The sequence below is a fragment of the Aeromicrobium sp. YIM 150415 genome (assembly GCF_016918125.1).
Lineage (GTDB): Bacteria > Actinomycetota > Actinomycetes > Propionibacteriales > Nocardioidaceae > Aeromicrobium > Aeromicrobium piscarium.
This window is the reverse complement of the sequence record NZ_JAERWM010000004.1, coordinates 70,995-86,691: the sequence shown is the minus strand read 5'-3', so window position 1 is coordinate 86,691 and position 15,697 is coordinate 70,995. Positions and strand designations below refer to the sequence as shown.

General features: G+C 68.5%; 12 protein-coding genes. 6 read left to right on the top strand and 6 right to left on the bottom strand.

The features are described 5' to 3' along the window. Nucleotides 1-35 precede the first annotated feature (35 nt). From JL108_RS02090 to JL108_RS02080, 3 genes are all read left to right on the top strand, one after another. Complete coding sequence (locus JL108_RS02090; RefSeq protein WP_205196670.1) at nt 36-431, top strand: universal stress protein; 396 nt, start codon at nt 36-38, stop codon at nt 429-431. Then, nucleotides 428-1,462 (top strand): hypothetical protein, encoded by a 1,035-nt coding sequence (locus JL108_RS02085; protein ID WP_205196669.1) that lies wholly within the window; start codon nt 428-430, stop codon nt 1,460-1,462. The genes JL108_RS02090 and JL108_RS02085 overlap by 4 nt, the downstream gene beginning before the upstream one ends. A gap of 84 nt (nt 1,463-1,546) precedes the next feature. Further along, nucleotides 1,547-4,063, top strand: coding sequence for an ATP-dependent Clp protease ATP-binding subunit (locus JL108_RS02080; protein ID WP_143911283.1), 2,517 nt, complete (start codon nt 1,547-1,549; stop codon nt 4,061-4,063). A gap of 132 nt (nt 4,064-4,195) precedes the next feature. Here the strand turns inward: JL108_RS02080 and JL108_RS02075 are convergent, their stop codons facing one another. Then, complete coding sequence (locus JL108_RS02075) at nt 4,196-5,080, bottom strand: A/G-specific adenine glycosylase (protein ID WP_205196668.1); 885 nt, start codon at nt 5,078-5,080, stop codon at nt 4,196-4,198. A 46-nt stretch (nt 5,081-5,126) separates the two neighbouring features. Here JL108_RS02075 and JL108_RS02070 point away from each other — a divergent pair, with 46 nt between their 5' ends. Then, complete coding sequence (locus JL108_RS02070; protein ID WP_205196667.1) at nt 5,127-5,870, top strand: hypothetical protein; 744 nt, start codon at nt 5,127-5,129, stop codon at nt 5,868-5,870. A 19-nt stretch (nt 5,871-5,889) separates the two neighbouring features. Here JL108_RS02070 and disA read toward each other — a convergent pair whose 3' ends face one another. The 5 genes from disA to JL108_RS02045 form a co-directional block, all read right to left on the bottom strand. Beyond that, nucleotides 5,890-6,957, bottom strand: a complete 1,068-nt coding sequence (gene disA, locus JL108_RS02065) for a DNA integrity scanning diadenylate cyclase DisA (protein ID WP_143911286.1) — start codon at nt 6,955-6,957, stop codon at nt 5,890-5,892. 241 nt (nt 6,958-7,198) lie between these two features. Beyond that, nucleotides 7,199-8,563, bottom strand: coding sequence for a DNA repair protein RadA (gene radA, locus JL108_RS02060; RefSeq protein WP_205196666.1), 1,365 nt, complete (start codon nt 8,561-8,563; stop codon nt 7,199-7,201). Between the two features lie 134 nt (nt 8,564-8,697). Continuing rightward, nucleotides 8,698-9,486 carry an alpha/beta fold hydrolase gene (locus JL108_RS02055; RefSeq protein WP_205196665.1) on the bottom strand — a complete coding sequence of 263 codons (789 nt, stop codon included), beginning with the start codon at nt 9,484-9,486 and terminating at the stop codon, nt 8,698-8,700. A gap of 28 nt (nt 9,487-9,514) precedes the next feature. After that, entirely contained in the window at nt 9,515-10,153 is a 639-nt protein-coding gene (locus JL108_RS02050) for a VOC family protein (protein WP_143911289.1), read from the bottom strand. 198 nt (nt 10,154-10,351) lie between these two features. Next, the gene (locus JL108_RS02045) at nt 10,352-11,089 is read right to left on the bottom strand and encodes a hypothetical protein (RefSeq protein ID WP_205196664.1); all 738 of its coding nucleotides are present in this window, start codon (nt 11,087-11,089) and stop codon (nt 10,352-10,354) included. A 67-nt stretch (nt 11,090-11,156) separates the two neighbouring features. On the opposite strand from JL108_RS02045, the gene JL108_RS02040 reads away from it, so the two are divergent. Next, the gene (locus JL108_RS02040) at nt 11,157-12,092 is read left to right on the top strand and encodes a Ppx/GppA phosphatase family protein (RefSeq protein WP_307837156.1); all 936 of its coding nucleotides are present in this window, start codon (nt 11,157-11,159) and stop codon (nt 12,090-12,092) included. Between the two features lie 168 nt (nt 12,093-12,260). Continuing rightward, nucleotides 12,261-15,539, top strand: coding sequence for an RHS repeat-associated core domain-containing protein (locus JL108_RS02035; RefSeq protein WP_205196663.1), 3,279 nt, complete (start codon nt 12,261-12,263; stop codon nt 15,537-15,539). The last annotated feature ends 158 nt before the right edge of the window (nt 15,540-15,697 follow it).

Below are 15,697 nucleotides of genomic sequence, written 5' to 3'. Positions count from 1 at the left end.
CGCTGGGGGCACGCACTTCGCCCGGGAGGAAACTCATGACCGTCGCCGTCGCTCATCACGACTCACCCGAAGGTCACGCGGCACTGCGTGCCGGCATCGATCTCGCCCGTCGTCTCGGCGGTGATCTGGCGGTACTGCACGTCCTCGACGACGACCTGACGGGCGATGTGGAGGCGGCGCGCCGCGATGCGGGAGAGCGCGTCGGGCGGGCTCTCGAGGGCATCGGCGACGAGGTCCGGCACACGGTCCACATCGTGGCCGCCGGAGGCGATATCGCGCAGGCGCTGATCGATCTGACGACGGAGGCGGGCGCCGAGATGCTCATCATCGGCGCTCGCCGGCGCTCTCCGGTCGGCAAGCTCCTGATGGGCAGCGTCGTCCAGAGGGTCGTCCTCGACAGTCCGGTGCCGGTCCTCGTCGTCAAGCCGTGAGGCGCGTCCCCACCGTCATCTGGTGCGGCGTCGCGATCGTCGCGCTGCTCGCCGGTTGGGGTCCGGTCGCCACGACCTCGGCGAATGCGGAGCGAGCCCGCGGCGAGCTCGAGCTGTACGAGCGTTGGGCCGCCGAGACGGTGGTCGTGAGCGGGAAGCTCGTCGAGGTGGGCCGCAGTCAGGAGGTGCTCCCGGATGTCTGGGACACCCCCGTGACCTACCAGGCCGATCTGCGAGGCGAGGCGGTGCTGGTCGCGACATCGTTGCAGCGGAAGGTCGCTCCAGGCGACGTTCCCGAGCGGCTCGAGCTGCGGGTCTCCCCCGAGCGGGTGCACGCCGGCGAGGTGGCCGCGGTGCAGGGCGGCCGTGAGCTGGCGAGCGCGGAGGATCTGGCGCAACGCCAGGTGCAGCGCGTCGAGGACAGCCGCACGACCGCGACGCTCGCCGCGGGTGTCTGGTGGGTCGCCGCGGCTGTGGCGGTCGTCGCCCTGCTGGTGGTCGGGCGCCTGAGGGGAGCCGCGGGTTTCGCGGGCGATCGCGACATGTCGGTGCGACAGGGACGCTACGACGCGGTGGATCGGGCCGCGCGGTCGGCGGAGCTTCCGCTCGTGCTGGGGAGCTGGGCGTTGCTGAGCTGCCTGGCGGCCTGGGGCTTCACGGTGCGTCCCGTGGTGATCGCCTGGGCGGCTCTGACCCTCTGCGTCGTGGCCGGGACGACGCTGCGGGAGACGCGAGCGCTCCGGGCGCTGATCGCCGCGCCACCGGGTATCGTGCGGAGACGGCGGAGAGGCCGCGCGATCGGGCTGCGCGCGCTTGGTATCGTGCCGCTGATCCTGTCCGGGCTGTTGCTCGTGACCGTGGCGGTGATGGCGAGCACGATCGGTCCGGAGGTCCGCCGCGAGCTGGCCCTCGGTGTCATGCTGGCGGTCGTCGGGACCGCTCTGTGCGCCGCGGGAGTGGCCCAGAGTCGCGTTCCGCAGGCGCCGGTGATTCCGCCCAGGGCGAACAGCGGAACACCGGACGCTCGATGACAGTTGAGTTAAGCATCTGGACACGCCGGCCGGGTTCATCGCCTGGCCACTAGACTGAATGAACAGTCCAGCAGAGGGGACGACATGTTCGAGAGATTCACCGACCGGGCCCGTCGGGTTGTGGTGCTCGCGCAAGAAGAGGCGCGCATGCTCAGCCACAACTACATCGGGACCGAGCACATCCTTCTCGGCCTCATCCACGAGGGCGAGGGCGTAGCCGCCAAGGCCCTCGAGAGCCTGGACATCTCCCTCGACGCCGTCCGCGGCCAGGTCGAGGACATGATCGGCCAGGGTCAGCAGGCGCCGAGCGGTCATATCCCGTTCACGCCGCGGGCCAAGAAGGTGCTCGAGCTCAGCCTGCGCGAGGCATTGCAGCTCGGCCACACCTACATCGGCACCGAGCACATCCTGCTCGGCCTCATCCGTGAGGGCGAGGGTGTCGCCGCCCAGGTGCTCGTCAAGCTCGGAGCCGACCTCAACCGCGTCCGCCAGCAGGTCATCCAGCTGGTCAGCGGCTTCCAGGGCAAGGAGTCCGAGACCGCGGGCACCGCTCCGGAACCGGCCGCCGCATCATCGGCCGTCCTGGACCAGTTCGGCCGCAACCTGACGCAGGCCGCGCGCGAGGGCAAGCTCGATCCGGTCATCGGCCGCGACGACGAAGCCGAGCGCGTCATGCAGACGCTCAGCCGTCGCACCAAGAACAACCCGGTGCTCGTGGGCGAGCCCGGCGTCGGCAAGACCGCCGTCGTCGAGTCGCTGGCCCAGGACATCGTCCGTGGCGACGTGCCCGAGACGCTCAAGGACAAGCAGATCTACACGCTCGACCTGGGTGCCCTCGTGGCCGGCTCGCGCTACCGCGGCGACTTCGAGGAACGTCTCAAGAAGGTCCTCAAGGAGATCCGCACGCGCGGTGACATCATCCTGTTCATCGACGAGATCCACACCCTGGTCGGTGCGGGTGCCGCCGAGGGCGCGATCGATGCCGCCAGCATCCTCAAGCCGATGCTGGCCCGTGGTGAGTTGCAGACCATCGGCGCCACCACGCTCGACGAGTACCGCAAGCACTTCGAGAAGGACGCGGCCCTCAACCGCCGCTTCCAGCCGGTGATCGTCAACGAGCCGACCGTCGCCGACAGCGTCGAGATCCTCAAGGGTCTGCGCGATCGCTACGAGGCACACCACCGTGTCTCGATCACCGACGACGCGCTGTCCGCTGCCGCGACGATGGCCGATCGCTACATCTCCGACCGGTTCCTGCCGGACAAGGCGATCGACCTCATCGACGAGGCCGGTGCGCGCCTGCGTATCCGTCGTTCGGCCACCCCACCGGAGTTCAAGGAGTTCGACGAGAACATCGCCGACGTCCGGCGCCGCAAGGAAGGCGCGATCGACGCTCAGGACTTCGAGCTCGCCGCCAGCCTGCGCGACGAGGAGAAGAAGCTCATCACGGCCAAGAACGAGCGTGAGCGCGCGTGGAAGGCCGGCGATCTCGACTCGGTCGCGATCGTCGACGAGCACCTCATCGCGGAGGTCCTCGCCAAGGCCACCGGCATCCCGGTCGGTCAGCTCAGCGAGGAGGAGTCCACGCGACTGCTCCACATGGAGGAGGAGCTGCACAAGCGCGTCATCGGCCAGGACGAGGCGATCAAGGCCCTCTCGCGGGCGATCCGTCGTACCCGTGCGGGCCTGAAGGATCCCAAGCGTCCGGGCGGCTCGTTCATCTTCGCCGGTCCGTCCGGTGTCGGTAAGACGTGGCTGTCCAAGGCGCTGGCCAACTTCCTGTTCGGCGACGACGACGCGCTGATCCAGCTCGACATGAGCGAGTTCAGCGAGAAGCACACCGTCTCGCGGCTGTTCGGCTCGCCTCCCGGCTACGTCGGCTACGACGAGGGCGGTCAGCTCACCGAGAAGGTGCGCCGCAAGCCGTTCAGCGTCGTGCTCTTCGACGAGATCGAGAAGGCCCACCCGGATATCTTCAACTCGCTGTTGCAGATCCTGGAGGAGGGTCACCTCACCGACGGTCAGGGTCGCGTCGTCAATTTCAAGAACGCCGTGATCATCATGACCACCAACCTCGGTGCTCGTGAGATCGCCAAGGGCGTCAACCTGGGCTTCGCCCAGGCCGGTGACGCCGTCGGCAGCTACGAGCGGATGAAGGAGCGGGTGGCGACGGAGCTCAAGCAGCACTTCCGCCCCGAGTTCCTCAACCGTGTCGACGAGGTCGTGGTGTTCCCGCCGTTGACGCAGGAGGAGATCCTGCAGATGGTGGACATGATGATCGGTCTGCTGGAGGCCCGTCTTGCCGAGAAGGACATGAGCGTCGAGCTCACCACCGCAGCCAAGGAGAAGCTCGCCGAGCGCGGCTTCGACCCGGTGCTCGGTGCCCGTCCGCTGCGTCGCACGGTGCAGCGCGAGATCGAGGACGCTCTGGCCGAGAAGCTGCTCTACGGTGAGCTGCATGCGGGGCAGATCGTCTTGGTCGATGTCGAGGGTGAGGGGCCGGACGCGTACTTCACCTTCACCGGCACCGACAAGGCCGATCTCGAGCTCGAGGGCGTCCGTCCGGCCGTCGAGGCCGGCACCGGCGGCACCGAGGAGTAACGCTCAGCAGTGCTGAACGAGGCGGGTCCGGGTTTCCCGGGCCCGCCTCGTTGTCTGTCCAGTCCCGGGCCGAGCGGTGGCCTGACCGGTCGCGTCGTCCGGCGGTTCCTGAGGCGCGAGCTGAGGTGGCGGTCAGTGGCCGGGGAGGGCGAAGAGATCGTCGTCGACGAGGACGGCGAGCCCATCGTCGAGCAGCGAGGCCAGGCAGCGATCGCGCTGTCCGGCCTCGTCCCAGACGAGATCGAGGGTGGTCTTGTGGACCGGTCCGGGAGCATCGCGCAACACCGCCATCAGCCGGCCGCGCACCTGCCGATCGGTGCCGGCCCAGGCCTGTCCGGTCGGGCGCTGCTCTCCCTCGGGATAGCCCGCCGCGCGCCAGGCGCACAGATCGGTGACCGGGCATGCCTCACAGCGCGGCACCCGGGCCGTGCAGACGAGAGCCCCCAGCTCCATCGTCGCTGCCGCCCACAGATCGGCATCGTCATCGGGGAGGAGGTCGGCGGCCAGCGTGCGTTCCGCCGCGGTCACCGCTTTCGCCGGATACTGCTCGCCCGCGATGACGCGAGTGAACACGCGACGCACATTGGTGTCGAGGACGACGTGGTGACGCCCGTACGCGAAGGACGCGATGGCGGCGGCCGTGTAGTCGCCCACGCCGGGAAGCTCTCGCAGCGTCGCGTAGTCGTCCGGCACCTGACCACCGTGCTCGGAGGCGATGGCGCCGGCGGCGGCATGCAGTCGCTGCGCCCGCCGGGGGTAGCCGAGCCGTCCCCACGCGCGGATCGCGTCGCCGGAGCTGGCGGCGGCGAGGTCGGCAGGGGTCGGCCAGCGCTCCATCCAGATCTCGAAGACGGGGAGGACGCGGCTGACCGGGGTCTGCTGCAGCATGAACTCCGAGACCATCACGGCCCACGGGTCGGGGCGTTCGCCGTGTCGCCCGCGCCAGGGCAGATCGCGTCGGTGGGCGGCGAACCAGGTGAGGACCCGGTCGTGAAGCATCGGGAGAGAGGTCGTCATGGCGCGTCGATCCTTTCATGGCAGGTCGAATCGGTAGCGTTGGACCGTGCCACGAGGACCCCTGCCCGCCGCGATCTACTGGCGCCGCCGTCTGCTGTTCGTCACGGTCCTCATCGCGGTGGTCTGGGCCTCGATCCAGGTCTGGTCCTGGTCGCAGGATCGGCGCGACGATTCCCCTGCCGCGACTCCGACTCCCTCGGCCACGCCGAGCGAGGCCGATCCCAGTCCCGAACCGGAACCGGAGCCGACCGATCTCGTGCCGGTCTCCATGCAGGCGCCGCAGGACGCTTGCACCCCTGAGAACGTCCGTATCGTTCCCTCGGTCGCCGATGGCCAGCCCGGGGGCGCGGACGTGGAGATGAAGCTGCTGGTGTCGACCGTGGACGGCGAAGGGTGTGTTCTCAGTCCCACGGATGCCGAACTCCTGGTCATCATCGCCGCCGACGGGTCGCCGGTCTTCGACTCGACCGTCTGCCGCGAGCCGCTGCTAAGCGAGTCCATCGCCGTGCCGGCCGGCTGGGCCGTGCAGGCCTCCATGCAGTGGAACGGTCGTAACTCCGGAGGGGCCTGCGGCGACGGCGAGCCCCCGGTGGGACAAGGCGACTACACGGTGCAGATCGGCACGCTCGGTGGTGAGCCGGGAGAGACGTCGTTCCGTCTCGCTGAGCCCGAGCCGGAGCCGGAGCCCGAGCCGAGCGAGGACGCGGAGGAGGAGACTCCCGAGGGCGAGGCCACCGAGGAGCCGCCCGCGGAGGAGCCTCCGGCCGAGGAAGCTCCTCCTGAGCAGTGAGCTCGCCTGGCGGGGGCCGTCAGACGTAGCGTTCGAGGATGCTGGACTCGGCGAGCCGCGACAGGCCCTCGCGCACCCCGCGGGCCCGCAGGTCGCCGACGCCCTCGACCGCCTGCAGGTCGTCGAGACTCGCGGCGAGCAGACGTTGCAGCGAGCCGAAGTGCACGATGAGCCGTTCCACCACGGTGCCGGGTAGACGCGGGACACGAGCGAGCAGCCGGTAGCCGCGCGGTGAGAGCGCGGCGTCGAGGTTGTCTCCGTGACCGATGCGCAGAGCCTCGGCCACGCTGCCGAGATCGACCAGGTCGCTCGCGGAGAGACCGCGCAGATCCGTGAGCACGTCGGGGACGGCGACTTTGCGACGTCCCTGCGGCAGATAGTCGCGCACCACGAGTTCGCGCTCGGCCTCGACGCCGCCGACGAGCTCGTCGAGCTGCAGGGCGAGAAGCCGGCCGTCGCTGCCGAGCTCGAGGACGAATCCGTCGATCTCCTCGGCGATGCGGGACACCATCTCCATGCGTTGTGCGACGGCGGCGACATCGCGGACCGTCACCAGGTCCTCGATCTCGAGGGCGGACAGCGCGTCGGCGACCTCGTCGAGCCGGGTGCGGTAGCGCTCGAGCGTCTGCAGCGCCTGGTTGGCCCGCCCGATGACCGCGGCGGTGTCCTCCAGGACGTAGCGGGTGTCGCCGAGATAGAGGGCGATGATGTGCATCGAGGCCGACACCGAGATGACGGGCAGGCCGGTCTGGCGCGCGACGCGATCGGCGGTGCGGTGCCGGGTGCCGGTCTCCTCGGTGACGATGGTGGCATCGGGCATGAGGTGCACTCCCGCGCGCAGGATGCGGGTGGCGGTGCCGTCCAGGATGATCGCGCCGTCCATCTTGGCCAGTTCGCGTAGAGCAGTGGCCGTGAAGGGGACATCGAGGACGAATCCGCCGGTGGAGATCGACTCGACCTGCCGGTCCATGCCGGCGACGATGAGGGCGCCGGTGCGCCCGCGCAGGATGCGCTCGAGTCCTTCTCTCAGCTCGGTGCCCGGGGCAACAGAGCCGAGGGCGCTACGGAGTTCGTTCGACAGGGCCACAGCGACAGCCTAGGCTGCGGCGCCGATTCGGCGCGACCGGCACACTCGGCGCGGGGCGGTGAGGCATCAACCGTCGGGTGGCATCGAGCGCTCCGTAGTGCATCGTTGCCTGGTTGGTGGCTCACCGTGATGTGGTGGCACGCGGTGGCGGTGAGTGATCAACTACTGGTCCGTCGGTGGCTCGCCCGGTGAGTCTCAACGGTTGTTGATGACTCACCTCTCACCAGGGTGAGCGGCGGGCTCAGCTGCCGGTGCGGGCGGCGGCGATGGCCGCCGAGATGTGGGAGACCCGGGCGATGGCGAGCTGGCCGGCGACCGCATCGAGGCCATCGGTGTTCTCTGGGACGATCGCATGCGTGAAACCGATCCGGGCGGCCTCGCGCAGTCGCGCGATGGTGTTGTTGACGGCGCGCACTTCGCCCGCCAGCCCGACCTCGCCGATTGCGACGAGCTGTGGCGGCAGGGGAGTGTCGGCGACCGCCGAGTAGGTGGCGAGCGCGGTGGCGAGGTCGACCGCCGGCTCGTGCAGGCGTGCGCCTCCGACCGAGGCGGTGTAGACGTCGACCTCCCCGAGCTTCAGGTTCGCGTGCTTGGTGAGCACGGCCAGCACCATCGCGATCCGCGACGAGTCCAGGCCGCTGGAGGTGCGACGTGGCGACGGGGTGGTGGCCGCGACAGTGAGCGCCTGGACCTCGGCGAGGAGGGGTCGGCGGCCCTCCATCGTGACGGTGACACAGGTGCCGGGGACGGGTCGCTCGTGCCGGGACACGAACAAGCCGGTGGGGTCGGGCACCTCGACGATGCCGTGGTCGACCAGATCGAAGCAGCCGATCTCGTCGACCGGCCCGAAGCGGTTCTTGACGGCGCGCAGCAGCCGCAGGCGTGAGGTGCGGTCGCCCTCGAACTGCAGGACGACATCGACCAGATGCTCCAGCACTCGCGGGCCGGCGACGGACCCGTCCTTGGTCACGTGGCCGACGAGCAGGGTGGCGATGCTCTCGGACTTGGCCCGTCCGATGACGGTGGAGGCGACCTCGCGCACCTGGGTGACGCCGCCGGGCACACCCTCGATATCGGACGAGCCGATGGTCTGCACCGAGTCGACGATGAGCAGGCTGGGCTTGACCTGGTCGATATGGGTGAGCAACGCGCCGAGGTCGGTCTCGGCGGCGAGGTAGAGCTCGTCGTGGACCGCTCCGGTGCGTTCGGCGCGCAGCCGGACTTGGGCGGCCGACTCCTCTCCGGAGACGTAGAGCGTGCGCCGGCCGGCTCGCGCCCATCGCGCCGCGACCTCGAGTAACAGCGTGGACTTGCCCACACCGGGCTCACCGGCCAGCAGCATGACGGCTCCGGGGACCACGCCTCCGCCGAGTACGCGGTCGAGCTCGGGGATGCCGGAGCCGGTCGCCGACGCGCCCTCGACCCCCACCTCGGAGATGGGCACCGCGGGCGACGAGACCGGGGCCGCGCTGGTGCGGGCGCCGCGAGCCGAAGCGCCTGCGACGTCGACCGTGCCCCAGGCCTGGCACTCTCCGCAACGGCCGACCCACTTGCTAGTGGTCCACCCGCACTCGGCGCACACGTACGCGGTCTTGGTCTTGGCCATGGCTCTCAGCGTAGATGCCTCCGCCGACACCGTGCCGCATCGCCGCCGAGCGGTACCCCATCAACCTCATCGGAGTCCGATGAGGTTGCTGAGGTACCGGCGAACGGTGGGTGAGGTTGCTGCCCCACCGCCACCTACGACCGGCCGAGAACGAAGTCCGCGACGGGTGGGCCGACGATCTCCGGGCCGGCATCGTGTCCGTGGCCTTCCAGATGCAGGAAGGTGCCGTCGGTGAACAGCGGTGTGAGGGTGCGGGCGACGTCGACCATGAAGGGGAAGTCGGCACCCCCGGCGAGCACGAGGACGGGGGCGGTGACGCGCTCGGCGAGCGGCACCGGCAGGAGAGCGCCGTGCTCATCGCCCATGGCCGCGGAGTCGTAGGGGAGGCTGAGCCCGACAGCATCCCACTGCGGGCCGCGCATCTGTGCCTCCGCCATCTCCGGGGGCATGCCGAGCATGGTGGCGAAGGCGATCACGGCGTCGCCCCCTCGTCCGTCGGCCACGAGGTCACGGACCTGGGTGGACCACCGGCGCGGTGTCTCAGCATCCTCGAGGGCGTACGGGGGCTCGTTGAGGATGAGCCGATCGACCGTGTCGAGCGCCGCGGCGGCACGCAGCGCGACGGCCGCTCCGGACGAATGACCGTAGAGGCTCGCGCGGCCGCCGGCAGCGTCGATGAGCGCGGCGATGTCCTCGACCTCGCGCGCCGGGTCCCACGGCGGCGGCGACGCGGCGTCGCCGGAGTCTCCTCGGCCCCGGCGGTCGGGATTGAGGACGTGCAGGCCGCGCTCGGCGAGCTCCTCGGCCAGGCCGCGGGTGGCGGCGCGGGTATTGAGCGCGCCGCCGATGACGATCAGCGCTGGACCCTCGCCGAGGTCGTCATAGACGATGCGGGTGCCGTCGCGGGAGGTGATCTGCGCCATATCCCCACGGTACGCCCGTCGTCGGTCGTCAGATGCGGATCGTGCCGCCGGGGGTCGCGAACTCCGCGACGGTGATGCCGGGCAGGGCGTTCGGCGCGACCCAGCGGACCTCGATCTGCTCGAGGGCGCTGATGGCGCCCTCATCCAGCCAGTCCGACACACGCTGGGGGCTGCCGGCGATCTCGAGGGCTACCAGCTCGATATCCGTCGGCGCCATCTGCGAGGGATGTTCGGCGGGGTCGATCAGCCACTGCATGACCTGTGGCAGCTGGGGATCGGCGGCCATCGAGCTGGTGCCGATCTGGCGCCACTCCAGATTGAACCCATCGGGACGGTGTCTGTTGCCGGGCACCGAGTGGCGGCCGATCATCCGCTCGACCGGAGTGATGTCGTCGACCGCGATACTCCAGCACAGCCAGCCGCCGCCCAGCTCGGAGCGTGCTCGCACGGCCTTGCCGAAGGCCGCCTTCTCAGCGGCCGGATGCTCCAGCACCTCGACGATCTCCATGTACTGGTGGTTGGCCAGCGGCAGGATCATGTTGCGGGTCCCGAAACGGGGATGGATCCCGCCGTCGAGGAAGGGGGTACCGAGACGCTCGCTCAGCTCGGCGGTGGTCTCGGCGAGGCCCTGTGGCCCGGCGGCGAAGGTCACGTGGTCGAGATGCATACGGCATTGTTACGGGCGCCTGCGGCGCGGACCGCACTTAGGGTCGGCTCAGTCTCGAACGGTCCTGCGACTCCGCTGCGAGGCTCGGCCAGGTGGCGGTAGACGGTCAACCCTTCCGGCGCTCGGGAGGTACTCCAGCAACGTCACCGGTCGCGGATGGGGTTGAGGAGATACCGCTGCCGGGAGGGGCGAGCGGTCTCAGCCCGGGTCGGCCGGGTGCGGCTCGGGCCGCCCGTCGGCCAGGAAGCGCTCGCAGCGGGCCGCGAGCTCGTCGTAAGCGGTCTGTCCCATCAGCGCGATGAGCTCGGGACCGTAGGAGACGAACACCGGGTCGGCTCCCACATGGGCGTCGGTGTTCGAGGAGCAGTACCAGTCGAAGTCCTGGCCCCCGGGTCCCCACCCGGCGCGGACGTACTCGCCGATGGTCACCTCGGTGTAGGTGTCTGCGTCGCCGGGGTCGACCTCCCGGAACTCGCGTCGCAGCGGCAGCTGCCAGCACACATCGGGCTTGGTCTCCAACGGCTCGAGGCCTTCGGCGAGCGCGTGCGCGTGCAGGGCGCACCCGTAGCCCCCGGGGAAGTCTCGCGAGTTGTGGAAGATGCACGCACCGTCGACGACGCGTGTCTTCAGCTCGCCGTCCTCGAGCTCGGTCCAGCCGCGCGCGTGGCCTTCGTCGTGGAGCTCCCATTCGGTGGGGTCGAGCACCTCGACGAAGCCGGAGACGCGGGCGACGTCGTCATCGTCGCTGAAGTGGGCGCCGTGGGCGCAGCAGCCGACATCGGGGAGCGAGGCGTAGACGCCGGGGCAGCCCTGACCGAAGATGCAGGTCCAGCGGGAGGTGAGCCAGGTGAGGTCGGCTCGGAAGCGTTCGGTCGAGTCGTCGGGGTTCGCGAACTCCACGAACGCGCGGGGGAAGCCCAGGTCGATCTCCGGCATCACTCCACTGTAGGAGGTCCGGAGGTGTGACGCGGTGGAACGGCCGACCGCATGACGACTGGTGGGAGTGCCGGCTGTCACACTGGAGATCATGCGCATGGGTGTGCTCGACATCGGGTCCAATACCGGCCATCTGCTCATCGTGGACGCCTATCGGGGCGGTCCGCCGGTTCCTGCGCATTCGTTCAAAGAGCCCTTGCGGCTGGCTGAGCACCTCGACGCCGAGCAGCGGGTGACCGATGAGGGTGTCGCGCGGCTGGTGAAGTACGCGGTCGAGGCGACCCATGAGGCCGCCGAGAAGGGCTGCGACACGGTGCTGGCGTTCGCCACGTCCGCTGTGCGCGATGCGGTGAACGCCGACGAGGTGATCCAGGCGGTCAATGAGGCGACGGGACTGGACTTGTCGGTGCTGCCGGGGGAGGACGAGGCGCGGCTGACGTTCCTCGCGGTCCGTCGTTGGTTCGGCTGGTCCTCCGGTCGTCTGGGGGTGTTCGACATCGGTGGAGGCTCCCTGGAGTTGGCGGTCGGCGCCGACGAGGAACCGGATGTCGTCTCCTCCCTTCCACTCGGTGCGGGCCGGCTCACCCGCGAGCGACTCGAGCGAGGGGCCTCGCTGCCCGAGCTGCGGCTCCAGGTGCGCAAGGAGATCGGTCAGCTGGCGGGACCGCTGCTGCGCGGGGGAGGGTTCGACCGGGCGGTCGCGACCAGCAAGACCTTCCGTTCCCTTGCTCGGATGTGCGGGGCGGCGCCCTCGGCGGAGGGACCGTACGTCCGCCGGGTCCTGTCCGCGCAGCGCTTGGGCAAGCTGGTCGATCAGCTTGCCACGATGACTCCCGATGAGGTCGCCGCCTTGCCCGGTGCGACGGTCGATCGCGCTCACCAGATGCGGGCCGGTGCCGTCGTGGCCGAGGCGGCGATGGACCTCTTCGGTGTGGAGGAGCTCGAGATCTGCCCGTGGGCGTTGCGCGAGGGCGTGCTCATCGAGCACCTCGACCACCTCTGATCCGGGCGGACGAGATTTTCTGACTTTTTGGTCCATTTTCCTGCGGCGGACTATCCCGGTGTGATCCGATGGAGCTATTGGCGTTGTTCAGCCCAGTAGCGGCGTCGTCCGGCGCCGGGGCTCTCACGACGTGTGAGGCATCCGGTAGGGGAATCGGAAGGTGCCGCTGTGCGCGCACGTCTGCTCGGTGTTGTTGTCGGATCGACCGTGGCGATCGGTGGAATGCTGGTCTTTGTGCCGGCAGTCGCCGAGCCGGGAGGCGGTGAACGTCCCGGCTCGGTGTGGGAAGCGCCGGCGGAGGTGAACCGCGAGCCGGTGGGCGAGATCCCTGAGGGGGACTGGTCGGCGGATCTCGCCGCTGAGGAGATCGCGGACGATGAGGCCGAGCTTCGGACCCTCATGTCGGCCGGCGATGACGAGGTAGCCGCTCCGGGCCTGGGAGTCCAGGAGCACTACGGTTTCGAGGAGTTCGGCCTCGACGACATCCACACCGCCGCGGTGAATCTGGGGAACGGGAATCTTGTCGTCCGGGCGGAGGATCTCGCCATCAACGGCCCTGGCATCGGGCTATCGCTGGACCGGTTCTACAATGGCCTGTCTCAACGGTTCGGTGGGTATGGGCCGAAGTGGTCGATCTCGGCAGCGCACGACATCGGGCTGGAGGTCGGCCCGACGATGGTGGTCTTCCGGGCGCCGTCGGGCTTCCGCGCTCACTTCACCGAGGCCGACGGCGGCTGGCAGACACCCCCAGGGTTGCAGGCCGATCTCGCCCAGCAGGGCAACGGAGAGTGGGTCGTCACGTATCGCCAGAACGGTGAGCGGCTGGTGTTCACCGCGGGCGGCTTCCTGCTGCGCAACGAGGACCGCAATGGCAACGCGTTGACGTATGCCTACGGAGCGAACAACCGCGTCGCCTCGGTGACGGATGCTGCCGGGCGTGTGACGAGCTATGAGTACACCGGCGTGCGGGTTTCGACGATCACCGACCCCGCGGGCCGGGTGTTCGAGTTCGGTTACGACGACGACCAGCGGCTCACGAGCGTGAAGGGTGCCGACGGCGCGACCCGTCACTATGGGTATGACGATGCCGGGCGGCTCACCCGCATCACGACGGCCGAAGGCTCGGTGACGTCCTTCGGGTACGACGATCGGAATCGTGTCAGCTCAGTCGACCGTCACCTCACATCCGGTGAACCGGACAGCACGGCCGCGACGACGAGCTTCTCGTATGCCGCTGGTCAGACGACGCTGACCGACCCCGATGGCAACGATTCGACCATCGAGCTCGATGACGACGGCCGGGTGACCTCGGTGACCGACCCGTTGGGACGGACGCGTTCACAGGAGTGGACCCCGAATTCGCAGGTTGCGACGCAGACCGATGCGATGGGCGGCGGCACGGGTGAGGGCAATGTCACCAGCTACAGCTACGACGATGCCAATAACCCGACCCAGGTCCAGCTGCCGACGGGTGCGGCGGCGAATGCGACCTATGGGATCGACGACGGCTGTGCCTCGCCGACCTCGGGCCATCCGCACCTGGTCAAGTGCTCGACCGACCCGGAGGGCGGTCAGAAGACTTTTGCCTATGACGGGCCCGGGAATCTGACGCATCAGACCGACACGACGAACGATTCCGGGGGCCAGGAGCTGTCCTACACCCATCATGGCATCGATGGGGCGAGCTGCGGTGGCAAGCAGGGCCAGCAGTGCTCCTCGACCAACGGCAACGGTCACACCACGCAGTACACCTACGATGGCGACGGCAATCTCGCCACCGTCACGCCGCCGGGGCCTGTCGCGCCGACGACATACAGCTACGACTCTGTCGGGCGCGTCACGCAGACCGAGCAGGGCGATCAGGTCATCGGATACGTGTACGACGCGGCCGATCGGCTGGTTCAGCAGACCGAGGAGGTCGCCGGTGAGGGAGCCTGGGAGTCCGACACGGTCTACGACTTCGACGATGACGGCCAGCTGACTGCCGAGGTGCGGTCGGGGGAACCGATCAGTGGGGGAGCCTACGGTGCCCAGTCGCGGCGCGACCACAGTTACGACACCCGAGGCAACACGACAGCGGTGCAGACGCGCGTTCCCGCGGACGGGTCCGAGTTCGATGTGACCATCGCGATGGGTTACGACTCGCGGAGCAACATGACGAGCCACGATGACGGGGTCACGGGTGCTCGGACCTATGCCTATGACGCGGCGAGCCAGTTGACGCAGCTGACGGACCCGGGTGGATCGGTGACCTTCACCTATGACGACAACGGGAATGAGACCGGCCGATCCCTGCCCGGTGGCGCGAGCATCAGCAAGGAATACGACGATTCCTCGCGCCCCACCCGCATCAGCTCAGTGGATGGCGACGGGGAGGCTGTGTCGGACTACTCCTATTCCTTCGACGACGACGGCGTGGATCGCAGCAAGATCCAGGCCCGCACTGATCACGTCGGCATCCACGCCCCGACCGGCTCGACGATCAGCTACGCCTACGACAGTCTCGGACGCCTCGTTGACGCGAACGAGAGCAGCGGCGGTTCTCACTGGACCTACGAATACGACCTCAACGGCAACAGGACGAAGTCCGGAAACGCCACCACGACGTACAACGAGGCCGATCAAGTCGTGGATCCGGGCGGCAACTCGTCGGTGGTTCGACAGTATGACGATAAGGGAAACATGGAGGGTTCGACCAACACGGTAAGAATGATCTACAACAGCGCGAACCAGCTATCTGCCACGCGCGTGTTCGGGACCGGCGGAGCGGTCCCGACAGAGGCCGCTTATATCGACAGCAGCAACACATCACTCGTCAAAGACTGGACTCGATACACGGACCTGGGACGGACGATCGAGAAAACCAGGTTCGAGGCTGAATCCTTCGGCGGTTTAGCGTTGCGCCTGACTGAATTAAATAGTGCTTCAGAGAAGCTTCACGAGTCGATCACACGTTTGCCTGATGGGCGCGCGGTGTCGATATCCCGCGATTCGGGGACTGAGTATCTGGTGGGAGACCATCAGGATTCCACCACCGCGAAACTGAACGCGGAAGGAAGTGCGGCGGCGGTTTACGCATATGAGCCCTATGGCAGTCGACGCGCCACCCCGGCTCCGGACACGCTTTCCGGCTTTGTCGGGACTCAGGCTGGTCTCGGAGGAACCCTCAAGCTCGGGGCAAGGTATTACCAGCCCGGTTATGGAACTTTCACCCAAATGGACCCCGCCGGCGAGGAGCAGAACCCCTACCTCTACGCCGCCGGCGATCCCGTCAACAATTTGGATCCGACGGGGCTGGCGAACGTCAGTTGGCAATGCGGGCTCTCCTGGGCGGGGTCGGCGATTGGTGCCGGGTCGTTGTTGTTCACCCCTTTCACTGGAGGAACTACGCTGGCTGCATCGACCTTCCTGATCGGCCTCCCATTGACTTACGATGCATGTAGTTAGTCTGGAGTCGTTGTATGAATAAGGGTCAGATTTTCCAGTTCGTCTGCGGCGGGCTGATCTGTGCTATTGGACTCGTGATCGCCTCGTCGGACACCGCCTCCTCCACGCGCTGGCTCGCCTTGCTCTTCGCGGCTTCTGGTTTGGCGCAGGCGCTTGTT

Bases quoted from the DNA above. Each gene is read 5' to 3' on its own strand.
- JL108_RS02090 (WP_205196670.1), top strand. From the start codon at position 36: ATGACCGTCGCCGTCGCTCATCACGACTCACCCGAAGGTCACGCGGCA.
- JL108_RS02080 (WP_143911283.1), top strand. From the start codon at position 1,547: ATGTTCGAGAGATTCACCGACCGGGCCCGTCGGGTTGTGGTGCTCGCG.
- JL108_RS02075 (WP_205196668.1), bottom strand. From the start codon at position 5,080: ATGACGACCTCTCTCCCGATGCTTCACGACCGGGTCCTCACCTGGTTC.
- radA (WP_205196666.1), bottom strand. From the start codon at position 8,563: ATGGCCAAGACCAAGACCGCGTACGTGTGCGCCGAGTGCGGGTGGACC.
- JL108_RS02055 (WP_205196665.1), bottom strand. From the start codon at position 9,486: ATGGCGCAGATCACCTCCCGCGACGGCACCCGCATCGTCTATGACGAC.
- JL108_RS02050 (WP_143911289.1), bottom strand. From the start codon at position 10,153: ATGCATCTCGACCACGTGACCTTCGCCGCCGGGCCACAGGGCCTCGCC.
- JL108_RS02045 (WP_205196664.1), bottom strand. From the start codon at position 11,089: ATGCCGGAGATCGACCTGGGCTTCCCCCGCGCGTTCGTGGAGTTCGCG.